The organism is Gluconacetobacter tumulisoli, assembly GCF_014174155.1.
Classification (GTDB): Bacteria; Pseudomonadota; Alphaproteobacteria; order Acetobacterales; family Acetobacteraceae; genus Gluconacetobacter; species Gluconacetobacter tumulisoli.
This window is the reverse complement of the sequence record NZ_JABEQM010000012.1, coordinates 30,242-52,871: the sequence shown is the minus strand read 5'-3', so window position 1 is coordinate 52,871 and position 22,630 is coordinate 30,242. Positions and strand designations below refer to the sequence as shown.

The following is a 22,630-nucleotide window of genomic DNA, read 5'->3' as shown; positions in this document are numbered from 1 at the left end:
GCGTTGCGCGGATGCCACGCCCCGCGGGCCGCTGTCCCGCGCCCCCCTGCCCGGATGACCTGATCGATGCCGTTTCCCGAGACCCACCCCGCCCTTCGGCGCGCCCTTGACGCGCGCGGCTACGAAGAGCCGACCCCCGTCCAGAATGCCGTCCTGGACGTCGCGGCCGATGGAAGGGACCTGCTGGTATCGGCCCAGACCGGGTCGGGCAAGACGGTCGCCTTCGGCCTGGCAATGGCCGACACCCTGCTGGGCGGGGCCGAACGCATGGGCCCGGCCGGGGCGCCGCTGGCGGTGATCATTGCCCCCACGCGCGAACTGGCGATGCAGGTCCAGCGGGAACTGACATGGCTGTACGCCCCTGCCGGCGCGCGCATCGTGTCATGCATCGGCGGCATGGATGCCCGGCGTGAAGCCCGGGCCCTGCAGCTGGGCGCGCATATCGTCGTCGGCACGCCGGGCCGGCTGTGCGACCACCAGTCGCGCGGCCGCCTCGACATGTCCGACCTGCGCGTCGTCGTGCTGGACGAGGCGGATGAAATGCTGGACCTGGGGTTCCGCGAGGAGCTGGAGCAGTTGCTGGATGCGATGCCCGACACGCGGCGCACGCTGCTGTTCTCCGCCACCATCGCCAAGGAGATCGCGACCCTGGCCCGCCGGTACCAGCGCGACGCGCTGCGGATCGACACGGTGACGGGCGCGCGCCAGCACGCCGACATCACCTACCGCGCCATGGTGACCGACCCGCGCGAGATCGTGCCCGCCGTCGTCAACGTGCTGCGCTATTCCGACAGCCCGACCGCCATGGTGTTCTGCGCTACGCGCGAACTGGTGCGCCACATGCAGGGCGCGCTGCTGGAACGCGGCTTTTCGTCGGTCGCCCTGTCGGGCGAGCTGGGCCAGAACGAGCGCACGCGCGCCATCGACAGCCTGCGTACCGGTCAGGCGCGCGTCTGCGTCGCCACCGACGTGGCTGCGCGCGGTATCGACATCCCGGCCCTGAGCCTGGTGATCCACGCCAGCCTGCCGACCGACAGCGCCACCCTGCTGCATCGTTCGGGCCGGACGGGCCGCGCCGGGCGCAAGGGCGTGTGCGCCCTGATCGTGCCGGCGTCGATGCGCCGCCGGGCCGAGCGGCTGCTGACCATGGCCAAGGTGTCGGCCGAATGGACCGGCGTGCCCACCGCCGACGCCATCCGCGCCCAGGACGCCGAACGCCTGCTGACCGATCCCGCCCTGACCGAGGGCGCCGCCCCGGGTGACGAGGAGATGGTTGCCCGTCTGGCCGAGGGCCGCACCGCCGAGCAGCTGGCCGCCGCCCTGCTGCAGATGTACCGCGCCCGCCTGCCGGACCCGGAAGACATCCGCCCGGTCCGCGTCGAAGCCCCCCGCGCGCCGCGCGCCGAGGGTGACTATGCCGCGCGCCGGGAACGCCCCGCGCGCGAGGACCATGCGCCGCGCGGCGGCCCCGGCTCCTGGTTTTCCCTGAGCGTCGGACGCCAGGACAAGGCCGATCCGAAATGGCTTGTGCCGCTGATCTGCCGCCTGGGCGGCGTGCGCAAGACCGATATCGGCGCCATCCGCATCGCCGACGACCATACGCTGTTCGAGATTTCGGAAGGCATAGCCGACCGCTTCACCTCCTGCGTCGCGGCGACCGACGCGGACGAGGTGCAGGTCAGCCCCGCACAGGCCCCTGCCGGCGGCGGTGAGCGCACCGGTGAACGCGGGCGCGGCGGCTTCCGCGACCGCAAGCCGGCTGGCGGCAAGGGCGGCTATGCACCGGGGCCGCGCACCGGCCGCCCGCCGGCCCGCAGCACGCCCTCGTCACGCAAGCGCGCGCCCTCGCGCGCGTCCTGATCCTCTCATCGGGCCGGGGTTACCCCGGCCCGATGAGAGGACAGTTGGTCGGGCGTTGTCCGAACCCACCGGGCCTGGGGCCCCGTCTCCCGATCACTGCCGTTTCAAAACGCCGGCTGGCGTCAGAGACCGCCGGTCAGCATGTTGGCGGCATTGGCGCGGCTGGTCTGACCCAGCGCGTTCAGCTGGCTGCGTCCGGCAGTACCGGCGTCCTGCAGGCGGTTCAGCTGCTGGCCCGGCAGGGCGCGGGCGTCGCTGACCGCCTCGCGGCCATTGCGAACCTGCTGCTGCACGCCCTGGACACGCTGCTGCGCGCCTTGGGTCGCCCCGTCGCGATAGGCCTGCGCCCGGTTGTTCAGGCAGTTCTCGCGCTGGGACAGGCGACCGGCGACGTCCCAGCTGGGCGTCGTGCTGTTCCGGGCGCAGGTCGCATCCGCCGACGCGGCGCGCGCGCCGGCCGTCACGAAGGACGCGCCGGCAATAAGGCCGGCCAGGGTCAGGGCAAAAAGAGAGGTCCGGGACGTCATCGTATAAGGCTTCCGTTCAGTGTCGATATCGGATCGGACCATGCCGTCGTGGCGACAATAGGTCCACCGTATGGCAGAACCGGGCCAGCCGCATGGGTCGCCCCGGCCGGTCAGGCGCACAGATCGAAAGCGTCTCGCCCCGATGGAACCAGCCTGAAAACCGGGCGCGTTCGAACCGCCGCTTACCCAGCGAGCGTGCATGCCGCGCGGCATGTCCGGCGTGTGCTTCCCATTACCGAAGCACAGGACACGCGCGCCGGATCGCCGGCAAACTGCATCCCAGATGCATTCAGGCCGTCAGGCCGCCATCGACGGTCAGCGCCGTTCCGGTGATGAAGCCCGCCTTCTCGCTGGCCAGATACGACACGAAATCCGCGATGTCGCCGGTCGTCCCGTAATGCGGCAGGGCCATGAAACCACGGATCAGGTCCGCGCCCGCGCCATCCGCCGGGTTCAGGTCGGTGTCGATGGGGCCGGGATTGACCACGTTGACGGTGATGCCCCGGGGTCCCAGATCCCGGGCCAGGCCCCGCGCGAACCCGGCCAGCGCGGCCTTCGTCGCGGCGTAGAGCGAGATATTGGCGAAGGGCACACGCTCGGCGAAGGCGGATCCGATGAAGATCATCCGGCCCCCCGTCCCCATATGGCGCGCGGCCTCGATCGCCTCCAGCATCACGCCGCGCACGTTCAGGTCCAATGTGCGGGATACCTGCTCGACCGTCATCGCCTCGACCCCTGCATAGGGGTAGGTGCCGGCATTGCAGACCAGCACGTCGAGCCGCCCGAATTCGGCAACGGCCCGCGCGATCAGGGCGCAATTATCCTCGACCCGGCCACTGTCCGCCTGGACTGCGATACCCCGCCGTCCCTGGGCCGCAATGTCGGCGACGACCCGGGCCGCCGCATCGGCATCCCGGGCATAGCTGATGACGACATCAAACCCGTCCGCCGCCAGTTTCACGGCGATTCCCGCCCCGATGCCCCGGCTGCCTCCGGTAACGATGGCCACGCGCTGTGTCATGCTATTCTCCCTCGGGTTGTTGCCGGACGACGCCCGCGACGCCATTCCGGTTTCCGGGGTAGCCGCGCGACGGCTCCAGGACAAATCGCCACCAGATTCTTTTCCAATAATAATGGAGTAAAATCAGCTCATTAGTTTTTGTCCTCGTGAAAAATTTCATATATCCAAATTATGTATATATTACATCCGACCGACGACAGAGCAGAAGGACAGAGAACAGCATGGGATTGATCGCGGATGTGGGCCTGTTCGTCCTGGTGCCGTGGCTGGCCTGGCGCCTGCTGGGACGGGTCATTCCGATCGCGGTTCTGCCGATCATCGTCGGCATCCTGCTGGCCCTTACGCAGTGGCCCGTCGCCCGGCTGGGTATCCCCTCGGCCACCGGCGATGCGATCGGCTGGATCGCGGTCCTGATCCTGGCCTTCACCGCCGGCCTGGAAATGTGGCAGCACCCCGGCGAAGACCCGAATGAGGTCCCCGTCCTTCCGGCCACCACGCTGCCGCGCCTGCTGGGCAGCGCGCTGGTGGCCCTGGCCATCCCGTTCACCGTGGGTACCCTACTGGTGCATGCCGTGCTGATGCCTCTGCCGGAGTGGCGGACGCCCGATGGCCATGACTGGATCGGCGCCATGTCCGTCGGGCTGTGCATCGCGGTCAGCGCCCTGCCGGTGCTGATCGGCATCGTCCGCGAACTCACCCCCGCCGACCGGCCCATCGGGCAATTGGCGCTGCGGCTGGCGGTGGTGGACGACCTGGCGCTCTGGACCGGCCTGGCGACACTGCAATTCGCGGCGGACGGGGCGTCCGCCCTGCACGGCTGGCATGCCGCGCAGTTCGGGGCGGTCATCCTGCTGGGCGCGATGGTGGCGATCAGCGGCTGGGCGACGCGAAGGGTGCGGCATCCGTCCCTGTGGCTGATCTGGATGGTCCTGCCGGTGTGGCTGGCGGCGGGATCGTGGGCCAGCATGCAGCTGGGCCTGCACGAACTGATCGGCGCCTATGTCGCCGGCGCGTTGATGCCGCCGCGATGGGTACGCCGCCTGCCGGTGGAACAGGTAGGCACCTTGTCGCTGATCTGGCTGGCACCGCTGTTCTTCGGCCATAGCGGCATGCATATCAACGGCCACGCCCTGACCTTCCCGTCGGTGCTGGCGTCCCTGCTGCTGGTGGTGGTGTCGATCACGACCAAACTGGCGGCCGCGGCGCTGTATCCCCCGGCGCCACACCTGACGGGACGGCAGAAACTGGCAGTCGGCGCGCTGCTGCAATGCAAGGGGCTGATGGAAATCGTCGCGGCGACCATCCTGCACCAGCGGGGCATGGTCTCGGACTTCGCCTATGCGTCGTTGATGCTGCTGGCAGTGATCTCCACCCTGTTGACCGGGCCGATGTTCCGCCTGTTCGGCGGAAGGGCACCCGCGCGCGCGGGGTGACGCCGTTCGTGCCCGGCCCGGGTGACACCGGGGTCGTGTCACCCTCGGTCGTGACACCGATCGCCCACGCGGCCATGATGCCCCGACCGGGCCGTGGTCCGGCTCGTCCCCGCAGGATCCAGGAGACCGCCATGCCCGCCCGTTCGTCCGCCCTTTGCCCACACGCCGGCCGATGAGCCTGGATTCGGTCCGTGCCTTCCTGGGCACGCATGCGCCCGACCTCGCGATCGTCGAATTGCCGGTATCCACCGCCACGGTGACCGAGGCCGCCGCCGCGCACGGCACCGCGCCGGATCAGATCGCCAAGACGATTTCCCTGCGCCTGGGCGACCAGGTGGTGCTGGTCGTCGCGGCTGGCACCGCGCGGCTGGACAATCGCAAGAGCAAGGCGGTGTTCGGACAGAAGCCCCGCATGCTGGATCGTGGGGATGTCGAGGAACTGACCGGTCATCCGGTCGGCGGGGTCTGTCCGTTCGGGCTGAAGAGCGCCCTGCCGGTCTATTGCGACATCTCGCTGCGCGCCTTCGACGAGGTGATTCCCGCCGCCGGCGCCATCAACAGCGCGGTTCGCCTGTCGCCCGAACGCCTGGCCAGCCTGACCGGCGCCGAATGGGTGGATGTCTGCCAGACACCGGATTGACGGATGGCGATTGTCCCGCGGCCGCCCTATCGGACCACCAGCGTCGGCGGCGGGATCACCACCGGTTGGGGAGTGACCAGCGGAACGTTGATGGGGGGCGCGGGCGGCGTTGGCCGTACGGTCTTCACGACGGCGACCGGAATGGCCGTCAGTCCCGTCGCGTGATGAACGGGGGCAGGCCGCGTCAGCCCCCAGAACAGGACGACGTACAGAACCGCGAGGCCGGCAAGGATGCCGAGCTTCAGCGCACGGGGCTTCGGCAGATCCGGCATGCCGGACCGAGCGTTGGGACGAAACTGCATGTCGGCCGTTCTAGACCAGATCGGTTTCATGACGAAGAGCCGATTCCATCACGCGGGCCGGGTCCGGTCCGCGGGCTGCCCGTCCCTGCCGGCGCCCCCCCCCGGAAACAGGAGAGGAAATGAAAACGCCATGACCCGTCCGCCTGCCCGCTGCCTGTCCGCCCTGCCATCCCTGCTGGCGCTTCTGGGAATGTCCCTTCCGGCGGTGGCCGGCGCCGCCGAACCCCAGACGTCGGACCTTCTGCTGTCGGCGCCCTATCGGCAGGCGTACGCCGCCATGGTGCGCTATCCGGACTGGATCCGACGGGGACACGCCACGTCGGCCCCCAGCACGCAGGTCACGATGGATGGGCAGACCTACACGATCGGCCATCTGTGCAAGCCGCATGATTGCGCGAACAACCAGCTGGACATCGTCTTCGCCCCAGGGGGCGCGGCGGCATGGGGCCTGCTGCATGTCCGCCCCGATGAGCGGCAGCCGTTCGTGCAAAGCTGGCTGGGCACGCCCGACGTCAGGATCCAGGCCCTGCTGAACCGGTCCTATACCGCAAACAATCCCGACGCCCCTTGATGCCGAGGCGCCATGAACCCCGCCAGGAACACGAACGGCATTGCAAACACCGCGCATCCGTCAAGAAGTGTAACGATTCGTCCCGCGCGACCCACCCCGGCGCCGGGCGCCCTTTCCCGGCTGGCCGGTTCCTGCCATAGTCCGGCAGAACCCGCGGCGTCGCCCCACATGGACCCGACGCCTCCCCGGGGATGGTCCGGGATCCAATGATCCGTCCGACCGGCCCCCGGGGCTTTCGCGCCAGTGGAATGCCCAGAGTGACGATTACACATCCCAGCCGCCTTGCCGCCCTGTTCCTGTCCTGCTGCCTGGTCCCGGTCGGGGCGATGGCGCAGGACGAAGGGGGAGAGGGCGGCAGCCGTGCCAGCGCCGTCCTGTTGCAGAGGGAAGTCGGGGTCCTGCAGACCGACCCCAACGCGACCAGCCCTTCGTGCCTGGATGCGCTGAAGGAACTGCACAAGACGCAGGACCTGGTTGCCGCCGAGGAATCCCGCACCAAGGACCAGGATCTGGAAGTCGCCCGCGACGTGCTGGAAACGGATTTCGAAACGGCGGGACAGGCCTGCGCCCCCGACGCCGAATCCCTGTGCGACAAGGCGGGCACGTCGCCTTCCCCAGCCCTGGCCAAGGCCTGCGCCGTGCTGCGCACCGCGGCCCCCGGATCCAGGGCCGACGACGAGGAGGGCGATGATGAAGGCGGCAGGCATGGCCGGCACCGTGGCGGTTCCGACGACGGGAACTGACGGCACGCCGTACCGGGGGGCCTTTCCCGGTCTTCCGCCCCTGCGGCGGAGTCTCCCGTTGGTCAGGTCAGCGCGCGCAGGCGGTCAAGCCCGTCGCGGCTGGCCAGGATTGCCGCCTTCTCGCTTCGGCTGAGCGACTGGATCGCGGCCTCGCGCGCCGTGCCTTCTTCCAGCTTCACCAACCCGACCAGCAGGTCCGGATTGATCGGGTCCCCCCGTCGCCGTGGCGGCGGCAGCATGGCGCGATGCGCCGCCATCAGCGCCGGGTCGGCCAGCAGCATATGCGCGGCGTCCCCCACGGGCGCGACCGGCGGCAATGCGGCGACGGCCGCCGCCGCGCGGCGCAGGATGTCGGGGGGCGACGTTTCCTCGGGGATCAGCAGAAGGCCGGCACGGCGGAAGGCCTGGCCCACGTCGCGGCTGCCGGTCAGGGCCGCCAGGGGAATGGCGAATGCCAGCCCCAGCAGCACCGGCGTCATCCACAGGAACAGCGGGATGGAGACGCTCCACGCGCAGCCGCCCAGCACCAGGCCGAACAGCGTATAGCGCCAGTAGGACCGCACGATGCTGCCGAACGGGACCCCGCCATCGTCGCGCCGCTGCGCGTTCCAGCCGGAATCCTGGCCCATCAGGATCGACAGTACGCCCGAGGTCTGGATCAGCATCGCCACCGGGGCGATCAGCCCGCCGATCAGCGTTTCCACCAGGATCGACGCCGCCGCCCGCGCGGCGCCCCCGCATCCTTGCCTGGCGGCGCGATCGAACAGCAGGGCGACATACGCCATCAGCTTGGGCGCCAGCAGGATCGCCATCGTGCCGATGAACACATATTTCGCCTGTTCGGGATCGACATGCGGCCAATGGGGATACAGCGATTTGGTATCGCCGAAATATTCGGGCTTCTCGAACCGAGATTGCAGCGAGATCAGGATGCCGGCCAGCAGGAACACCAGCCACATTGGCGAGGTGACGTAAGACCCGATTCCCATCAGCATGTGCATGCGGCTGACCCAGTGCAGGCCACGCGTCGGCACCACCTTGGCATGCTGCAGATTGCCCTGGCACCAGCGCCGGTCGCGAATCGCGATATCGGTCAGCGACGGCGGGCTTTCCTCATAGGATCCGGCCAGGCCCGGCACCATGTGGATCGCCCAGCCCCCGCGCCGCATCAGGGCGGCCTCGACGAAATCATGGCTGAGGATGTGGCCGCCGAACGGCTTGCGACCCGGCAGATGCGGCAGGCCGGCCTGCTCGGCGAAGGCGCGGGTGCGGATGATGGCGTTATGGCCCCAGTAATTGCCCTCCGCCCCATGCCACCAGGCGATGCCGTGCGCGATCAGCGGGCCGTAGACGCGACCGGCAAATTGCTGCATCCGGGCGAACAGGGTGGTGCCATTGACGATTTCCGGCAGGGTCTGGATCAGCGCCACGCCGGGATGGCGTTCCATGGCGGCGGCGATGCGGACCACGGCCTCGCCCGCCATCAGGCTGTCGGCATCCAGCGTCACCATCTGCGGATAGGCCCCGCCGAAACGCCGCACCCATTCGGCGATGTTGCCGGCCTTGCGTTCGGTGTTGACCGGGCGGCGACGGTAGAAGATCCGGTCGTGCCCCCCCGTGGCGTCGCGCAGGGCGAGGAACGCGGCCTCTTCCTCCACCCAGATGTCCGGGTTGGTGGTGTCCGACAGAATGAAGACATCGAACGCGTCCAGCTGCCCGGTCGCCGCCAGGCTGTCATACATCGCCCGCACGCCGGCCATCACGCGGCCCGGACTTTCGTTATAGGTCGGCATCAACAGGGCGGTGCGGGTGGACAGCGCAGGCAGGGTCCCGTCGCGCGAGACCCCCAGCCCCAGCCCCCCCTGCCGCAGCAGTGAGACGAACCCGCCCACCGCCGAGGTGAAGGCCAGCGCGATCCATTGGAACAGCAGCACGAACAGCACCAGCAGGACCACGCCCAGGATCGACACGCCCATCGAGTTCAGCACGCGGTTCATTTCGTACGCGCCATAGGCGGTCAACAGGCATGCCGAGCCAATGACCGCCAGCCGCCGCAGCGCGATCATCGGCGGTTCGGTGGCCGGCACGCGGCCGCGCCCGTGCGTGTCCGGCATGGCGGACAGCGACTGGACCTCCATGCTCATGGGCGATTCGTCCGGCAGGGCGCGAAAAACGCCCGCTCCGGGGGGCCGCACGGTGTCCGGCGCGCCGTGCTCTACGGCGTCCATCGATAGGTCCATTGCTCGGAAACAGGTCCGGCATCGTTGGCGAGGACGCAGGTCAATTCAGCGATCTTGGCGTCGCCGGGGGCGAATTCGAACGTCGTGCGCCAGCCATGGATGTTGGGGTTGGGCTCGACCACGACATTGCGGATCGTTCCCGCCGAACTGTTGGGCACCAGGTGGAATTTGGCATCCGCAGGCAGGTTGTCGAACGGCGCGCCGGTGAAATCGATGTCGAAGAATCGCGCGCTCTTGTCGTCCGTCACCGCGCCGACGCGGGTGGCCGCGACACGGGCCAGCTTGGTCGGCCAGGGCGTGTCCCATCCCCAGTACATGCGATAGGTGAAGGCATATTCCCGCCCGGCGGCCAGGCCGCCCTTGGGGCGCCAGAACGACACGATGTTGTCGTTGACCTCGTTCGGCGTCGGGATTTCCACCAGGTCGACCGAGCCGGAGCCCCAGTCGCCGATCGGTTCGATCCACAATGACGGCCGCTTTTCGTAGTTCAGCGCCAGATCCTCGAAATCGGCGAAGGCGCGCTTGCGCTGCATCAGGCCGAACCCGCGGACCGACGTGTCCGAAAAGGCCGAGAATTGCAGGTCCTGCGGATTGCGCAGGGGCCGCCACAATTGCTGGTCGCTGCCGGTCCAGATCGACAGGGCTTCGCTGTCATGGGCGGCGGGGCGCCAGTCATCGACATGGTTGCGGTCGTTGGCGTCGAAATAGAACATGCCGGTCAGCGGTGCGATGCCGGACTCGGCGATCGCGGTGCGCGGATACAGGTAGGACTGCACGTCGAAGGTGGTCATGTCGCCCGGCCGGATGGTGAAGCGGAAGGCGCCGGCCACCGACGGGCTGTCCAGCAGCGCGTGCACCACCACGGAATCGACACCCGGCTGCGGCTTTTCCAGCCAGTATGCGCGGAACAGCGCGAATTCCTCGCCCTTCGGGTTGCCGGTGCCGTCGGCGAAGCCGCGCGCGGACAGGCCGTAATTCTGGCCCTTGGCCACCGCGCGGAAATAGGATGCCCCGAGGAAGACGCAGAATTCCTCCATCACCCCGGGGGTGTTGATGGCGTAGCGCAGGCGCAGCCCGGCAAAGCCCACATCGTCCGTCACCCGCAATTTGGGGTCGCCGAAGGTGAACAGGTCGGGCGTATACGGCACCGCCGCCGACTTGCCGTCCACGACCTCGTAGATTTCGATGCGCGGGCGATAGAGGAAGCCGCGCGGAAAGAACTCGACATCGAATTCCAGGTTCTGTCCGTGCCACAGCGCCTGTTCCGGCCGATAGGCGATCGCGCGGTACTGGTCGAAATTAAGATTGTCGATCGCTGCCGGCAGGGTCTGGTCGGGCGCGCGATAGGGATGCTGGGACAGATGCTCGGCGATCTGCCGCACCGTGCTGTCATCGAATGACCCGACGGCGGACGCTGCGACAGGTGCGTCCGCCGCGCGGGCGACGCCCCCCAGCAGCGAAAACAGGGATACGCCCGCACCGGCTTTCACGAGATCGCGTCTAAACATCCTGGCTCCCCGGTCGCCGCGCCATGCGGTCCGTGCTGTCGTTTCAATGTCTTGTCATGACAATAGGCCCATCCCACGGGACGGACAATCATGCTATCCTGAGGACGCCCCGTGGCCTTTTTACGGCGGTGCCGCGCCCGCCAACAGGGCCGCCAGGGCCGTCAGGTCGGGGGACGCGCCCTCGGTCGCGCGGCGTTCGATCTCGCGATACAGGCGCAGGATCTCGACCCCGAAATCGGACAGCGCGGCCCCACCGCCGCCGCCCGGACGCGCCGCCACCAGCGGGCTGGCGAAGGCGCCGTTCAGGGCTTCGACCAGCAGCCACGCCCGGCGATAGGACATGCCCATCGCCCGGGCGGCAGCCGAAATCGACCCCGTCTCCCCGATCGCCTCCAGCAGCCGGATCTTGCCGTGGCCCAGCAGCGGCTGGTCGTTCGCGTCGATCCGTAAGGTCAGGCGCAGGTCCGCCATCATTTCCCCCCTGATTTGCGCGCCCCTGCCCTCGCGGCGCGGGGGATGCTATGCGTGACGGCCCGTCCGCCTGTCGAGAGCGTTCTTTCACATGCCCCCTGCCCCACCCCGGGCGGCCGCCGCGCACTGGCGCGCCATGGCCCGGCGCGACCTGCCCCGGATCATGGCGATCGCCGCGCAGGTGCATCCCGCCTATCCCGAGGACGAAGCGGTCTTCGCCGAGCGCCTGGCGCTGTGTCCCGCCGGGTGCCTGGTGCTGGGGGACGGCGGGGATACCCTGCACGGCTATGTCCTGAGCCACCCGTGGCGCAGCGCGGCCCCCCCGGCCCTGAACGCGGCACTGGGGGCGCTGCCCGCCCGGCCCGATTGCTGGTACCTGCATGATATCGCGCTGCTGCCCGGGGCACGGGGACAAGGGGCGGCGGGGGCGGCACTGGCACGGGTTGCCGAACTGGCCGCCCGGTCGGGGCTGGACCGCGTGGTGCTGGTCGCCACCGGGTCCGCTGCCGCATACTGGACCCGGGCGGGCTTCGCTGCCCTGGACGAACCGGCCGCCGCCGCGATCCTGGCCACCTACGACCCGGACGCGCGACTGATGACGCGCCCGGTCTGATCCGCGGGCAGACAGGGCGGGCTTTGCCCGGACCCGCCTGGACCTGAGGCCCTGGACCCCGATCGTGGAAAACCACCAGTTGCCAGGGAACAACGCCCTTTTGGCGGGTTCGGAGGTGTCCTGCCGGCCTGATGGGTCAGGCCGGCAGGGCGCCGCGCACGCCCCTTTCGCGGATGGCGCGCCGGGCGGCGACGATGGCATCCGCAAGCTCCGGCGTCTGGACGTCGCGCCAGCCATCGAAGGCCGGAAGCGCCAGCGCCGCCGCCAGGTCATCGTCGCGCACCAGCGCGATCCGCGCCGCATCCAGCGTCGGCTCGAACGGTGTGTAGCTGTCGCCGGCCTCGTCCACGCCGCGCAGCATTTCCAGATAGGCGGCGATGCCGAACGCGATCCGCGAGATATCCCCCCCCGCCGCGATGGCGCGCCGTACGGTTTCGGTCCAGTAGACCTGCACCTTGGACGACCCGTCGCCGCCGATCCGCAGCAGTTGGTCCGCCATCGCCGGGTTCGAGAAACGACTGAGCACGCTGCGCCGGTACTCCTCGGGGTCCAGGCCGGCGGGCGCGGTCAGGCGCGGGATCACGTCCTGCTCCAGGTAGGCATTGACGAACCGGGACAGGTCCGGATCGGTCAGCGTGTCATGGACAAGGCGATAGCCCAGCAGGATGCCCGTAAACGCCAGCATGATGTGCGAGGCGTTGAGCATCCGCACCTTCACCTGTTCGTAGCCGGTCACGTCCTCGACGAACTGAACGCCGACCTGCTCCAGCGCCGGACGGCCGGCGCAGAACTTGTCCTCCAGCACCCATTGGGTGAAATCCTCGGCCACCAGCGGCAGCGCGTCGTCCAGCCCGCTGGCCGCGTTCAGGCCGGCTGCGATCGCCTGGTCCACCGTGGGCGTGATGCGATCGACCATGCCGTTGGGGAAGGTGACGTTTTCCGCCATCCATGCCGCAAGCCCGGTGTCGCGCGCCTGGGCGTAGCCCAGGAACGCGGTCCGGGCGACGTCGCCGTTATGGCGCAGGTTGTCGCAGGACACGATGGTGAACGGTCCCGCCCCCGACGCCCGGCGACGGGCCAGGGCCTCGACCACGAAGCCGAAGATGGTGGTCGGCGGGGCGTCGCCCGCCAGGTCCGCGCGCACGGCCGGCGTGTCCAGGCGGAACTGCCCGCTGGTTTCGTCGATATTGTACCCGCCCTCGGTAATCGTCATGGTGACGATCCGGGTCGCGGGATCCGACAGCCGGTCCAGCACGGCGGCCGGATCGGCCGGCGCCAGCAGGTAGTCGCGCAGCGCCCCGACCACCCGTACCGTCCGGCCGCCGTCCGGCGCCGCCTCGGTCAGGGAATAGAGGCAGTCCTGCGCGCGGAAACTGTCGGCCTTGGCCGCCGAGCGCGCGCCGTCGGTCAGGCCGACCCCCACGATGCCCCACCCCTGCTGGCCCGGCAGGGCCAGGCAGCGATCGACATAGAACGCCTCATGCGCGCGAAAGAAATTGCCTACGCCGAAATGCACGATTCCGGTCCCGATCGCGGTCGGGTCATAGCCCGGTGCGGAAACGCCGGCAGGCAGATCTTCCAGAATTGTCCGGTTCATCATGTCGCCTCATTCTCCTTCTGGGTCCTGTTCTCAATACCGGGGAAACGCGCGTCGTTCCCCCGCTGTCGGGACGGCCGGGCCGTCCCCCCGCGCCGCGCGATCAGGCGCGCGGACGGCTGCCCGCCGCCAGGCCAACGGGACCGGCGGACGATGCGGGCAATGTGGACGCCGGCGCAGCCGGGGCCTGGACGGCGTCGGCGGTGTCCGGGGCGGTGCCGTCGGACCAGACCGCCCGTACGGCACGCGCCATGTCGGCATGCAGGACCGCCAGCGTGAACTGCATGACCGGACTCCACTCCGGGCCCGGATCGTGCAGCACGCCGAGGATCGCCTCGGCGCCTTCGCTGGACGGGGGCCGGCGGCGCCGGCGGGTGCGGGCTTCACGTTCGCACCGGCGGGCCAATTGTGCCAGAACGCGGCCCAGCGCGTGCCGTTCCGTGTCCAGCACGGCGCCGGTGGCCAATGTCTCGCCCTCGCTGGCCGCGCGGGCCGCGAACACCGCGTTGCCGCGCAACCGGCGCAGCAGCCCCGGCAGCTGATCCAGCAACGGGTCGCGCCGGGGATGCAGAACGTCCAGCCGTTCGACCTGCGCCTCGGCCACCGCGGAATAGATATCCTGAATATGCGCGCGGCAGGCCTCGTCCGCCGCCTCGATCGCATCGTGGTCCAGCTGTCCGCGCAGGGCGCGGTCCAGCACGTCGGCAATGTCGCCCACCAGCAGGGCGGCGGTCCGCAGCACGTCGCGCCGGGCCTCGTCATGCAGCACGAAGAACGAGACCGCCAGCGACGTCAGCACGCCGATCATGATCGAGGCGATGCGGTCCAGAGGCCGCAGGAACGGATCGCCCGCCTGTGCGGGAAATAGCAGCACGATCATCAGCGTGACGGCGGCGAAACGCATGTTCGGCCGCGCGGCCGCCAGCAGCGCCAGCGGCGTCAGCGACATCCAGAACACCACCGATGTCGGCAGCGGCGTCACCAGGATCAGGACGATGGCCGACACCCCGGCCCCTGCCCCGATCAGGGTACCGACGATCTGGTCCCGGCCGGTGGTCAGGGTCTGGGTAATGCGGCTCTGCGTCACGATGACCGAAGTGATCAGCGACCAGACCGGTTCGTGCAGATGGACGGCCTTGGCCAGCACTTCGGACAGCAGCACCGAGGCCAGCAGGCGGACCGCCTGCCGGACTTCGGGCCCGCGCGGCACGATCGCGCGCAGCGCGGTCAGCCATCGGCCGGCATGAAACGACATGGGGGCCGTCATCACGCTATTTCCCGTTCTCCTCGCCCAGCGGGAACGGCACCCAGCGCAGGCCGTCGCCATTCTGCACCAGGAACAGGACCGACCGGCGATGCTGCGCCCGCGCGGCGTCGACCAGGCGTCGCAGGTCGGCCGGCGCCGCGACCTCGGATTGCTGGACCTCGGTGATCACGTCGCCGGGGTGCAGGCCCCGGTCGGCGGCCGGGCCGTCCTCTGCCGTCGCGGTGATGACCACGCCCTTCTGCCCTTCGGTCAGGTTGTATTTCTGGCGGGCGACGTCGTCGATCGCCCCGACGGTGAAGCCCAGCCCCTTGAGCTGCACGCTGCCCTGCGGCTTGGCCTCGGGCTTGGGCGCCGGCTGGTCGGACATGTCCTCGGGCAGCGCGCCGACCGTCACCGGCACCGCCAGGGTCCGGCCATGGCGCCAGATGCCCAGCGTCACCACCTGCCCGGCCGGCACGTCGGCCATCAGGCGCGGCAGGGCGCGACCGTCGATGTCCTTGCCGCCCAGGCTCTGGATCACATCGCCGGTCTGCAGCTTCGCATTCGCTGCCGGCCCCTTGGGCTCCACGCCGGCGATCAGGGCGCCATGCGCGGCCTTCAAGCCCAACCCGTCCGCGATATCCTGCGTCACGTCCTGGATCCGCACGCCGATCCATCCGCGCGACACCTTTCCGGTGCGGCGCAACTGGTCGATGATCCCCCGCGCCTCGGCCGAGGGGATGGAAAAGCCGATGCCGATCGACCCGCCGGACGGCGAGAAGATGGCGGTGTTGATGCCGATCACCTCGCCCTGCATGTCGAACAGCGGACCACCCGAGTTGCCCTTGTTGATCGGGGCGTCGGTCTGGATGAAATCGTCGTACGGTCCCTGGTCGATATTGCGGCCGCGCGACGACACGATCCCCGCCGTCACCGTGCCGGACAGGCCGAACGGATTGCCGATCGCCAGCACCCAGTCGCCCACCCGCGCGCGATCGCTGTCGCCGAACGTCACCGACGGCAGGGGATGCGGGCTGTCGACCCTCAGCACCGCCAGGTCGGTCCGGTCGTCATGGCCCAGCAGCCGCGCCTTGAGCACGGTGTTGTCCTGCAACGTCACCGTGATCTGGTCGGCATGGCGGATGACGTGGTTGTTGGTGACGATGATCCCCGACGGGTCGACGATGAAGCCCGATCCCAGCGCCTGCATCTTGCGCGGGGCCGCATCGGGGCCGTGCTGGCGGTTCATGAAATCGTGGAAGAATTTCTCGAACGGCGAACCCTGCGGGAAATTCGGGATCTGCGGCGCATCCTCGCCGCCGCCATCCTCGTCCCCACCGTCACCGTCGCCGGGTTTCACCGTCTCGGTGGTCGAGACATTGACCACCGCCGGCAGCAGCCGGGCCGCCAGGTCGGCGAAGCTGTCGGGCGCGCCCCGCCCCGGCGCGGGCAGGCGGGCCGGGGCGGACGCCCCCGGCACGGGCGCCACGGGCGCGGTCGCGGCGGGATGCGGCAGCACCGCCGGTTCCGCCCGGACGGCGCCCCCTGCGACCAGGGACAGGACCGACGCCAGCCCGAGGGCGGCGAACGGACGGGGAAAAGCCGGAACGGACAGGGGCATCGGGCAGGCAGCTTCCTGGAACGGGGAACGTCGCGATGGCTGTATCCTAGACCATCCCCCGCGGCCGCCCAATCCCGTTTTCCCCGCTTTGTCGCCGCCCCCCGGCACGGGGCGGATACAGGCGGTCAGGTCCGGGCGAAGGCCCCGGCCGGCGCACCGGTCAGTTCCACCAGCCATGCGGCGACCGCCTGGCCCAGCATGCGATATCCCATGTCGCCCATGTGCAGCCCGTCGGGCGACAGATCCTCCCGCGACAGGTCCAGTTCGGCGCACCAGGATTTCATTCGCGCATAGCGGTGGAAGACCGGGATGCCCAGTTCGGCGCCGATCCGATGAACCTCCTCGACGAAGGGCGGAAAGGCCGCGCATTCTTCCAGCATCCGGCAATATTGCGGGTCCATCAGCACCAGATCGGCGCCTGCCGCGCGTGTCGCCAGCAGGTCCTGCCGCGTCAGCGTGCCGTACGTCGCGACGGGCACGCCCTGCCAGGGGTCGTTGCTTCCGGTCTGCCACAGGACCAGGTCGGCTCCGTCCGCCAGGACGTCGGGCAGGCGGTCGTGCATTTCCCGTGCCCCGTTGCCCCCGATCCCGCGATTGATCACCGTCAGGCCGCCGGTGACGAAGGGCGCCAGGGCGCGTTCGAACAGGGGACCGAACCCGTGTTCGGGGCTGCTGGCACCGATCCCCTCGATGGTCGAGGACCCGAACAGGGTAACCCGCACCGGCTTCTCGCGGCGCAACAGCTCGGTCAGGCGAGGCAGGATGGGGGAGGCAAGGCTGTCGGTCGTCAATGCGCTTTCTCCAGAACGGCTGGCGTCGGCGGCGAGGACACGGACGGGCCGCCGTGCGCCCCGGGCCGCTGGCTGTCCCGAAGACGCTCGGTGGCCGCCTGCTTCGCCCGGGCCGCTGCTTCTTTCTGCCTGACCCGGCGGCGATCGAGAACCGTCGCCAGCCCCCACAGGACCGCGAAACCGATCACATTCACCGCGATCTGCAATCCCCACCCGTCGCCGAAGGTGGTGAAGACTAGCCGCGCATACAGGTCGATGACCGTGCCGACCGAAAAGACCTCCAGCGAATGGCGGCCGAACAGCGCCATCACCTGCCCCAGCCGGCCTTCCGCCCCGCGCCGGGCCGCGACCGACGATTGCACGAGGTAGAATATCGACATCACGTCCAGCAGCCGCAGGGGGGCCAGCACGCTCTTGTCCGGGGCGGCCAGGGCAAAGGGCCGCAGGTCGGGCAGACCCCATTGCGACCAGGGAAACGCCTCCAGCGCCGAGACCGCCAGATAGGCGCAGCACAGCAGGCGCAGCCAGCCCACGCGCGGCAGGCAGCCGCCGTGACGCCCCGCCAGCACGGCGCCGCAGGCCCCCAGCGTGAACAGGAACTGCCAGGCCAGGGGGTCGAAATACCACCCGTCCGGGTCCAGCCAGTTCGGGAAATTGATCGTCGGATCGACGTTGATCAGCACCCACAGCCCGCCGCTAAGGACCAGGGTCGGCACCAGCCCCCACCGGATCAGCAGGTAGATCAGCGGGAAGCAGAGCAGCAGGACGATGTAGAGCGGCAGGATATTCAGGTTGCTGGGCAGGGCGTCGAGGAACATGACCCGCCAGAACGAACTCAGCCCGTGCGCCAGCTCGGGTTCCAGGAAATCGACCGGGACCGGCCAGAAATGCCGCCACTGGCGGATCGTCGCCGTGGTGACCACCACCATGACGGCCTGGAACACGTACAGGCGCGCGCAGCGGCGCAGCACCCGTCCGATGCCCGCGCGCAGCCCCACCCGGTCGAAATTCCGCCCGTAGGCCAGCCACGAGGCGTAGCCCGCCAGCAGCACGAAAATCTCGGCCGCGTCGGCGAATCCGACATTGCGCAACGTGAAGCGGTTCAGGACGTTCTGCGGGATATGGTCCACGAACATCATCAGCAGGGCCACGCCGCGCAGCGCGTCGACGCGATGGTCGCGCGTCCCCGCGGGCCTGGCGGGCGCTGCCACCGGATCCCCAGGCGAACGAGACGCGGATGACGTCATCGAAACCGGTTCCTTCCAGCGGGACACCGCGTTCCCGCATTGCTACACACATGGGGCAGAATATCGGCTGACTCCAGCCCCGTTGCGATTCCTTACACGGGCGCGGGCGCCATGCCACCATGATGCCGAACCCGGCGGATTTGCGGCGCGGATTTTTTCGCTTATGTCCCCTCGGACATCCCCGCCCCGCGTACACCCAAGGACCGGCGGCCCCACGCCGTAACGGCCCACAGGAAGGACACCACCATGGCTGAACCCGCACGCGCCGCGATCGAGCAGGCCCTGCGGCAGGTCCGCGACCCGGCGACGGGCGCCGGCCTGCTGGACGCCGCGACCCTGGACGGCGCGATGGTGCGCGACGGCACGCTGCACGTGGCCCTGGCGACCGACCGCGCGGCAGCGGCCCGCATCCAGCCGCTGCTGCCCGAGGCCGAGCGCGCCCTGCGCGCCCTGCCCGGCATCGCCGCGGCCACCGTCATCCTGACCGCCCATCGGGCCGCCGCGCCCGCCGCCCCGCCGCCGCAGGCGCCCGGCCACCGGCCGCTGAACCTGGGCGGCCCGGCGGGACGGGCGGCCGGGGGACCGCTGCTGCCCGGCGTGGGGGTGGTGATCGCCGTGGCCTCGGGCAAGGGCGGGGTCGGCAAATCGACCACCGCCGTCAACCTGGCGGTCGGGCTGGGCATGGAGGGCCTGCGGGTCGGCCTGCTGGATGCCGACATCCATGGCCCTTCGCTGCCCCGGATGATGGGGATCGACCGCCCGCCGGAGGTCCATGACGGACGCATGGCGCCGCTGGACGCCTGGGGTATCCGCGCCATGTCCATCGGCCTGCTGGTGGACGAGAAGCAGGCCATGATCTGGCGCGGCCCGATGGTGATGGGCGCCCTGGGCCAGCTGCTGGGCGATGTCGATTGGGGCACGCTGGACGTGCTGGTGGTCGACATGCCGCCGGGCACCGGCGACGCGCAGCTGACGCTGGCGCAGAAAGTGTCGCTGGCCGGGGCGATCGTCGTGTCGACGCCGCAGGACATCGCCCTGCTGGACGCGCGGCGCGGGGTGACGATGTTCGCGAAGATGAACGTCCCCGTCCTGGGGGTCGTCGAGAACATGTCCTATTTCTGCTGCCCGAACTGCGGCCACCGGACCGACCTGTTCGGCCATGGCGGCGCCCGGGCCGAGGCCGCGACGATGGGCGTGCCCTTCCTGGGCGAGATCCCGCTGCTGGCCGACATCCGCGCCAGCGCCGACAGCGGCGCGCCGATCGTCATCAGCGCCCCGGACAGCCCCGGCGGCAGCGCCTATCGCGCCCTGGCCCACACCATCGCCGCGACCGTACGCCGCCTGGCCAAATAAAGGCCCCCGAAGGGGGAGCCGAGGGCACCGGCGCGCAGGAAACGCGCGTCGGATGGCCACCAGCGCGCGTTTGCAGACCGGCTGCTCAGAAGTCGGGTGTAGTGGGGGCAAGCAGCCCCCCCAGACGCAGCGGCGCCATCCGGCGTGCCAGTCCGGTCGTGTCGTCGGTTTCCACCATCATTCCCGCCAGACTGGCCTCGCCCTCGGCCGGCTGCAGGCGCTCGCCGGGCATCCGGCGCAGGAAGCGCGCGATCGCGGCATCCTTGGCCATGCCGATCACGCTGTCGTAATCGCCGCACATCCCCGCATCGGTCTGGTACGCGGTACCGCCGGACAGGATCCGGTGATCGGCGGTGGGGGTATGGGTATGGGTGCCGATGACCAGCGAGACCCGCCCGTCCAGCACGTGGCCCATCGCCCATTTCTCGCTCGACGCCTCGGCGTGGATATCGACCACGGCGGCCTGCACCGTGACTCCCAGCCGATGGCGCGACAGGACGTCCGCCACGGCGCGGAACGGATCGTCCAGCGCCTCCATGAACTGGCGGCCCATGACGTTGATCACCAGCGCCTTGCGCCCGTCCACCAGCGTGACCACCACGCTGCCCTGGCCGGGCGTGCCGGGCGGATAGTTGGCCGGCCGGACGATCCGGGGCTCCTGATCGATATGGCCGATCAGGTCCTTGCGGTCCCAGCTGTGATTGCCCAGGGTGATGACGTCGGCCCCGGCCTCCATCAGGTCGCGGGCGATGGACGGCGACAGGCCGAAACCGTGGCTGGCGTTCTCGCCGTTCACCACCACCAGGTCGAGGCGCAGCGTGCGGCGCAAATCGGGCAGGTGCGCCATGACGGCATCGCGCCCCGTGCGCCCGACGATGTCGCCCAGAAACAGAATCCGCAAGAACCCGGCCTTTCCTTGTCCTGACGCCCGCGCGGGCGTCAGGTGCCGCAGCGGATCGTTTCCCGTTCGGTCACCACGACCGGCAGCGGGATGTCGTGGCGCCCTGTCGGCACCTCCGGCACTTCCTGCGCCGCCAGCCCGTACCCCGTCGCCGGTACCGGCCCGAGACCGGCCAGCGTGCGGTCGTAGTACCCGCCCCCGTATCCCAGCCGGAAGCCCCGCCTGTCAAAGGCCAGCAGGGGAACGAACACGAAATCGGGCCGGCCGGCCGGCCCGTCGGGATGGGCGGTGCCGAATCGGCCCGGCACCATCCGGCCGCCGGGCTGCCAGAGGCGAAAGCGCAGGGGATGCCCCCGCGGCGGCGTCTCGGGCAGCAGGACCCGATAGCCATGCCCGTGCAGGCGTGCGCACAGCGCGCGCAGGTCGATTTCGCCGGGAAGCGGCCAGACGGCGGCGACGGCCGCCCCCGCCGGGACGGCATCATGGACGCTGGCCAGCATCCGGCGGCACAGGGCCTCGGTCACGTGGTCCGCCGCCGGACGGGCGCGGGCCGCCATCAGCCGCCGGCGCAGGTCGGCCTTTGCCGCCGCCAGAAGGGGGGAATCGGAATCGGGGGGAGAAGTGTGCGGAGCCGCCATGGCCGTTGGTCTTTCAGCCCTCCCGGACCTGCAAGTGCAGGTGGGCGCCAGGTAACATGACCAGGATCACGTCAGAGCCAGCTCCCTAAGGAAGTGCTTATCGGCCCAGGGGTTGAGTTGCCTGACAAGCCGAGCAGCCCCGCCCCTGTAATTTAGTCGCGTTCCAGCGCCGCCGCAATGCTTTCGGCACGTTCGACCAGAAGTGAGAGCTGTTCGCGCCGGCGATCGTTCTCGACGCGGGCCTGACGGGCCTCGATCAGTTGCCGGGACGTGTCCTCGGGCATCTTCTCGGCCGACAGATCGTGGATCTCGTCCGCCATCAACAGGGCCGCGAGGGCCAGGATCCGGGATTCGCCGCTCTGGCCGCCAATCGCGCGGATGCGCTCGATCCGGCGCTCGACCTCCTGCGCCATGGCCTGCAGGTGGCGTTCCTGCCCGTCCTTGCAGCCTACGACGTAGGAATAGCCGTTGATCCGAACCGTCACCTGCGCCATGCGTCACCGACCTTCGTCATGCTCGGGGGCATCGCCCACCACGTCGCGGATGCGGGCGATGAGGATATCGATATTGGCGGCCAGAGCGTGCAGGTCGATCGCCTGCTGATCGCTGGCCTGGGGGCCGGCCGCCGCGCCCGCAGGATCGGTGCGCCGGCGATCGAGCGCGAAGGCAATACGGTTCAGCGCGTTTTCCAGCCGGTCGGCGGGCTCCATGGCCCCGACGCCCAGACCGTTCGCCCTTTCAGAATGCGCCACCTTCGTGCTTCCCGCCCTTCATGATCTTCTTGAACAGATCGCGCGCGCGCGGTTCAACGTCAAGCAATGATCCACGCGATGCCCAAGCTGTGCGCCGTGACCGTCGGCTCCGCTACCCAGGTAAACGCCGTCCTGGCCGCCCTGGACGGCGGGACCGCGCGGCACTGGGTACTGCTGTCGCCACCCGACGCGGGCTGCGTCATGGGGCCGGCCTGGTGGCGGGCCCTGATCGCCGGCACCGGGGCGAACCTGCCCGCGTTCCTCGATTGCGGGCCGGCGGCGGGTCGCGCGGCCGAGGCCCTGCGCCTGGGGCTGCGCCATATCGTCATGTCCCCCGCCTGCCCCCAACTGGCGACGGTGCGCCTTCTGGCGCAATCGGTCGGCGCCACATGCCTGGTCGGCCGGCCGGACAGCCTGATGCTCGATCCCGTCCCGTCGCCCGACCGGCTGCGGGACATCCTGGGCGGCATCGCCCCGCCGGATATCTTGCCCGACGCGCCCTCTGATCCCGCTTCGGCGAATGCACCTGTCGCAACGCCGCGTCCCGCCCTATGA

At 69.8% G+C, this 22,630-nt stretch carries 23 protein-coding genes and 1 other RNA gene; 8 read left to right on the top strand and 16 right to left on the bottom strand.

What is annotated here, in order from left to right; translation table 11 throughout:
* The first annotated feature begins 66 nt into the window (after positions 1 to 66).
* On the top strand, positions 67 to 1,860 hold the full coding sequence (locus tag HLH28_RS14060; RefSeq protein WP_182960271.1) for a DEAD/DEAH box helicase: 1,794 nt from the start codon (positions 67 to 69) through the stop codon (positions 1,858 to 1,860).
* A gap of 122 nt (positions 1,861 to 1,982) precedes the next feature.
* Here the strand turns inward: HLH28_RS14060 and HLH28_RS14055 are convergent, their stop codons facing one another.
* Positions 1,983 to 2,387: a hypothetical protein gene (locus HLH28_RS14055; protein ID WP_182960269.1), complete on the bottom strand. Its 405-nt coding sequence runs from the start codon at positions 2,385 to 2,387 to the stop codon at positions 1,983 to 1,985.
* Positions 2,388 to 2,676: 289 nt separating this feature from the next.
* Positions 2,677 to 3,408, bottom strand: a complete 732-nt coding sequence (locus HLH28_RS14050; RefSeq protein WP_182960267.1) for an SDR family NAD(P)-dependent oxidoreductase — start codon at positions 3,406 to 3,408, stop codon at positions 2,677 to 2,679.
* A 221-nt stretch (positions 3,409 to 3,629) separates the two neighbouring features.
* On the opposite strand from HLH28_RS14050, the gene HLH28_RS14045 reads away from it, so the two are divergent.
* Both HLH28_RS14045 and HLH28_RS14040 read left to right on the top strand, forming a co-directional pair.
* Positions 3,630 to 4,841, top strand: coding sequence for a cation:proton antiporter (locus tag HLH28_RS14045; RefSeq protein ID WP_182960265.1), 1,212 nt, complete (start codon positions 3,630 to 3,632; stop codon positions 4,839 to 4,841).
* Positions 4,842 to 5,013: 172 nt separating this feature from the next.
* The gene (locus HLH28_RS14040; protein ID WP_182960264.1) at positions 5,014 to 5,481 is read left to right on the top strand and encodes a YbaK/EbsC family protein; all 468 of its coding nucleotides are present in this window, start codon (positions 5,014 to 5,016) and stop codon (positions 5,479 to 5,481) included.
* 26 nt (positions 5,482 to 5,507) lie between these two features.
* Here HLH28_RS14040 and HLH28_RS14035 read toward each other — a convergent pair whose 3' ends face one another.
* Positions 5,508 to 5,783, bottom strand: coding sequence for a hypothetical protein (locus tag HLH28_RS14035; protein ID WP_246396203.1), 276 nt, complete (start codon positions 5,781 to 5,783; stop codon positions 5,508 to 5,510).
* Positions 5,784 to 5,913: 130 nt separating this feature from the next.
* Here HLH28_RS14035 and HLH28_RS14030 point away from each other — a divergent pair, with 130 nt between their 5' ends.
* A complete protein-coding gene (locus HLH28_RS14030) occupies positions 5,914 to 6,354 on the top strand; it encodes an Ivy family c-type lysozyme inhibitor (RefSeq protein WP_182960263.1) in 441 nt (146 codons plus the stop codon).
* 257 nt (positions 6,355 to 6,611) lie between these two features.
* Positions 6,612 to 7,097, top strand: a complete 486-nt coding sequence (locus HLH28_RS14025; RefSeq protein ID WP_182960262.1) for a hypothetical protein — start codon at positions 6,612 to 6,614, stop codon at positions 7,095 to 7,097.
* 62 nt (positions 7,098 to 7,159) lie between these two features.
* Here the strand turns inward: HLH28_RS14025 and mdoH are convergent, their stop codons facing one another.
* The 3 genes from mdoH to HLH28_RS14010 form a co-directional block, all read right to left on the bottom strand.
* The gene (mdoH, locus tag HLH28_RS14020) at positions 7,160 to 9,325 is read right to left on the bottom strand and encodes a glucans biosynthesis glucosyltransferase MdoH (RefSeq protein WP_182960261.1); all 2,166 of its coding nucleotides are present in this window, start codon (positions 9,323 to 9,325) and stop codon (positions 7,160 to 7,162) included.
* Positions 9,313 to 10,845, bottom strand: coding sequence for a glucan biosynthesis protein (locus tag HLH28_RS14015; protein WP_182960260.1), 1,533 nt, complete (start codon positions 10,843 to 10,845; stop codon positions 9,313 to 9,315). Before HLH28_RS14015 ends, mdoH begins: the two co-directional genes overlap by 13 nt.
* A gap of 120 nt (positions 10,846 to 10,965) precedes the next feature.
* Positions 10,966 to 11,316 (bottom strand): winged helix-turn-helix domain-containing protein, encoded by a 351-nt coding sequence (locus HLH28_RS14010; protein ID WP_182960351.1) that lies wholly within the window; start codon positions 11,314 to 11,316, stop codon positions 10,966 to 10,968.
* A 91-nt stretch (positions 11,317 to 11,407) separates the two neighbouring features.
* Here HLH28_RS14010 and HLH28_RS14005 point away from each other — a divergent pair, with 91 nt between their 5' ends.
* Complete coding sequence (locus HLH28_RS14005) at positions 11,408 to 11,929, top strand: GNAT family N-acetyltransferase (protein WP_182960259.1); 522 nt, start codon at positions 11,408 to 11,410, stop codon at positions 11,927 to 11,929.
* Positions 11,930 to 12,065: 136 nt separating this feature from the next.
* Here HLH28_RS14005 and HLH28_RS14000 read toward each other — a convergent pair whose 3' ends face one another.
* The 5 genes from HLH28_RS14000 to HLH28_RS13980 form a co-directional block, all read right to left on the bottom strand.
* A complete protein-coding gene (locus HLH28_RS14000; protein WP_182960258.1) occupies positions 12,066 to 13,529 on the bottom strand; it encodes a mannitol dehydrogenase family protein in 1,464 nt (487 codons plus the stop codon).
* A gap of 100 nt (positions 13,530 to 13,629) precedes the next feature.
* Positions 13,630 to 14,793, bottom strand: a complete 1,164-nt coding sequence (locus HLH28_RS13995) for an FUSC family protein (RefSeq protein WP_182960257.1) — start codon at positions 14,791 to 14,793, stop codon at positions 13,630 to 13,632.
* Positions 14,794 to 14,797: 4 nt separating this feature from the next.
* Positions 14,798 to 16,393, bottom strand: coding sequence for a DegQ family serine endoprotease (locus tag HLH28_RS13990; protein ID WP_182960256.1), 1,596 nt, complete (start codon positions 16,391 to 16,393; stop codon positions 14,798 to 14,800).
* A 125-nt stretch (positions 16,394 to 16,518) separates the two neighbouring features.
* The gene (locus HLH28_RS13985) at positions 16,519 to 17,184 is read right to left on the bottom strand and encodes an SGNH/GDSL hydrolase family protein (RefSeq protein WP_182960255.1); all 666 of its coding nucleotides are present in this window, start codon (positions 17,182 to 17,184) and stop codon (positions 16,519 to 16,521) included.
* Positions 17,181 to 18,431: an OpgC family protein gene (locus HLH28_RS13980; protein WP_182960254.1), complete on the bottom strand. Its 1,251-nt coding sequence runs from the start codon at positions 18,429 to 18,431 to the stop codon at positions 17,181 to 17,183. The genes HLH28_RS13985 and HLH28_RS13980 overlap by 4 nt, the downstream gene beginning before the upstream one ends.
* A gap of 246 nt (positions 18,432 to 18,677) precedes the next feature.
* Between HLH28_RS13980 and HLH28_RS13975 the strand changes: the two genes are divergently transcribed.
* The gene (locus HLH28_RS13975; RefSeq protein ID WP_182960253.1) at positions 18,678 to 19,784 is read left to right on the top strand and encodes an Mrp/NBP35 family ATP-binding protein; all 1,107 of its coding nucleotides are present in this window, start codon (positions 18,678 to 18,680) and stop codon (positions 19,782 to 19,784) included.
* A gap of 85 nt (positions 19,785 to 19,869) precedes the next feature.
* Here HLH28_RS13975 and HLH28_RS13970 read toward each other — a convergent pair whose 3' ends face one another.
* The 5 genes from HLH28_RS13970 to HLH28_RS13950 form a co-directional block, all read right to left on the bottom strand.
* Positions 19,870 to 20,685 carry a TIGR00282 family metallophosphoesterase gene (locus HLH28_RS13970; RefSeq protein ID WP_182960252.1) on the bottom strand — a complete coding sequence of 272 codons (816 nt, stop codon included), beginning with the start codon at positions 20,683 to 20,685 and terminating at the stop codon, positions 19,870 to 19,872.
* A gap of 38 nt (positions 20,686 to 20,723) precedes the next feature.
* Positions 20,724 to 21,323, bottom strand: a complete 600-nt coding sequence (locus HLH28_RS13965; RefSeq protein WP_182960251.1) for a 5-formyltetrahydrofolate cyclo-ligase — start codon at positions 21,321 to 21,323, stop codon at positions 20,724 to 20,726.
* Positions 21,310 to 21,466, bottom strand: a non-coding RNA gene (gene ssrS, locus HLH28_RS13960) — 6S RNA. The genes HLH28_RS13965 and ssrS overlap by 14 nt, the downstream gene beginning before the upstream one ends.
* A 9-nt stretch (positions 21,467 to 21,475) precedes the next feature.
* On the bottom strand, positions 21,476 to 21,817 hold the full coding sequence (locus HLH28_RS13955; RefSeq protein ID WP_182960249.1) for a cell division protein ZapA: 342 nt from the start codon (positions 21,815 to 21,817) through the stop codon (positions 21,476 to 21,478).
* Positions 21,818 to 21,820: 3 nt separating this feature from the next.
* The gene (locus tag HLH28_RS13950) at positions 21,821 to 22,033 is read right to left on the bottom strand and encodes a hypothetical protein (RefSeq protein WP_182960247.1); all 213 of its coding nucleotides are present in this window, start codon (positions 22,031 to 22,033) and stop codon (positions 21,821 to 21,823) included.
* A gap of 108 nt (positions 22,034 to 22,141) precedes the next feature.
* Between HLH28_RS13950 and HLH28_RS13945 the strand changes: the two genes are divergently transcribed.
* Complete coding sequence (locus HLH28_RS13945) at positions 22,142 to 22,630, top strand: hypothetical protein (protein ID WP_182960245.1); 489 nt, start codon at positions 22,142 to 22,144, stop codon at positions 22,628 to 22,630.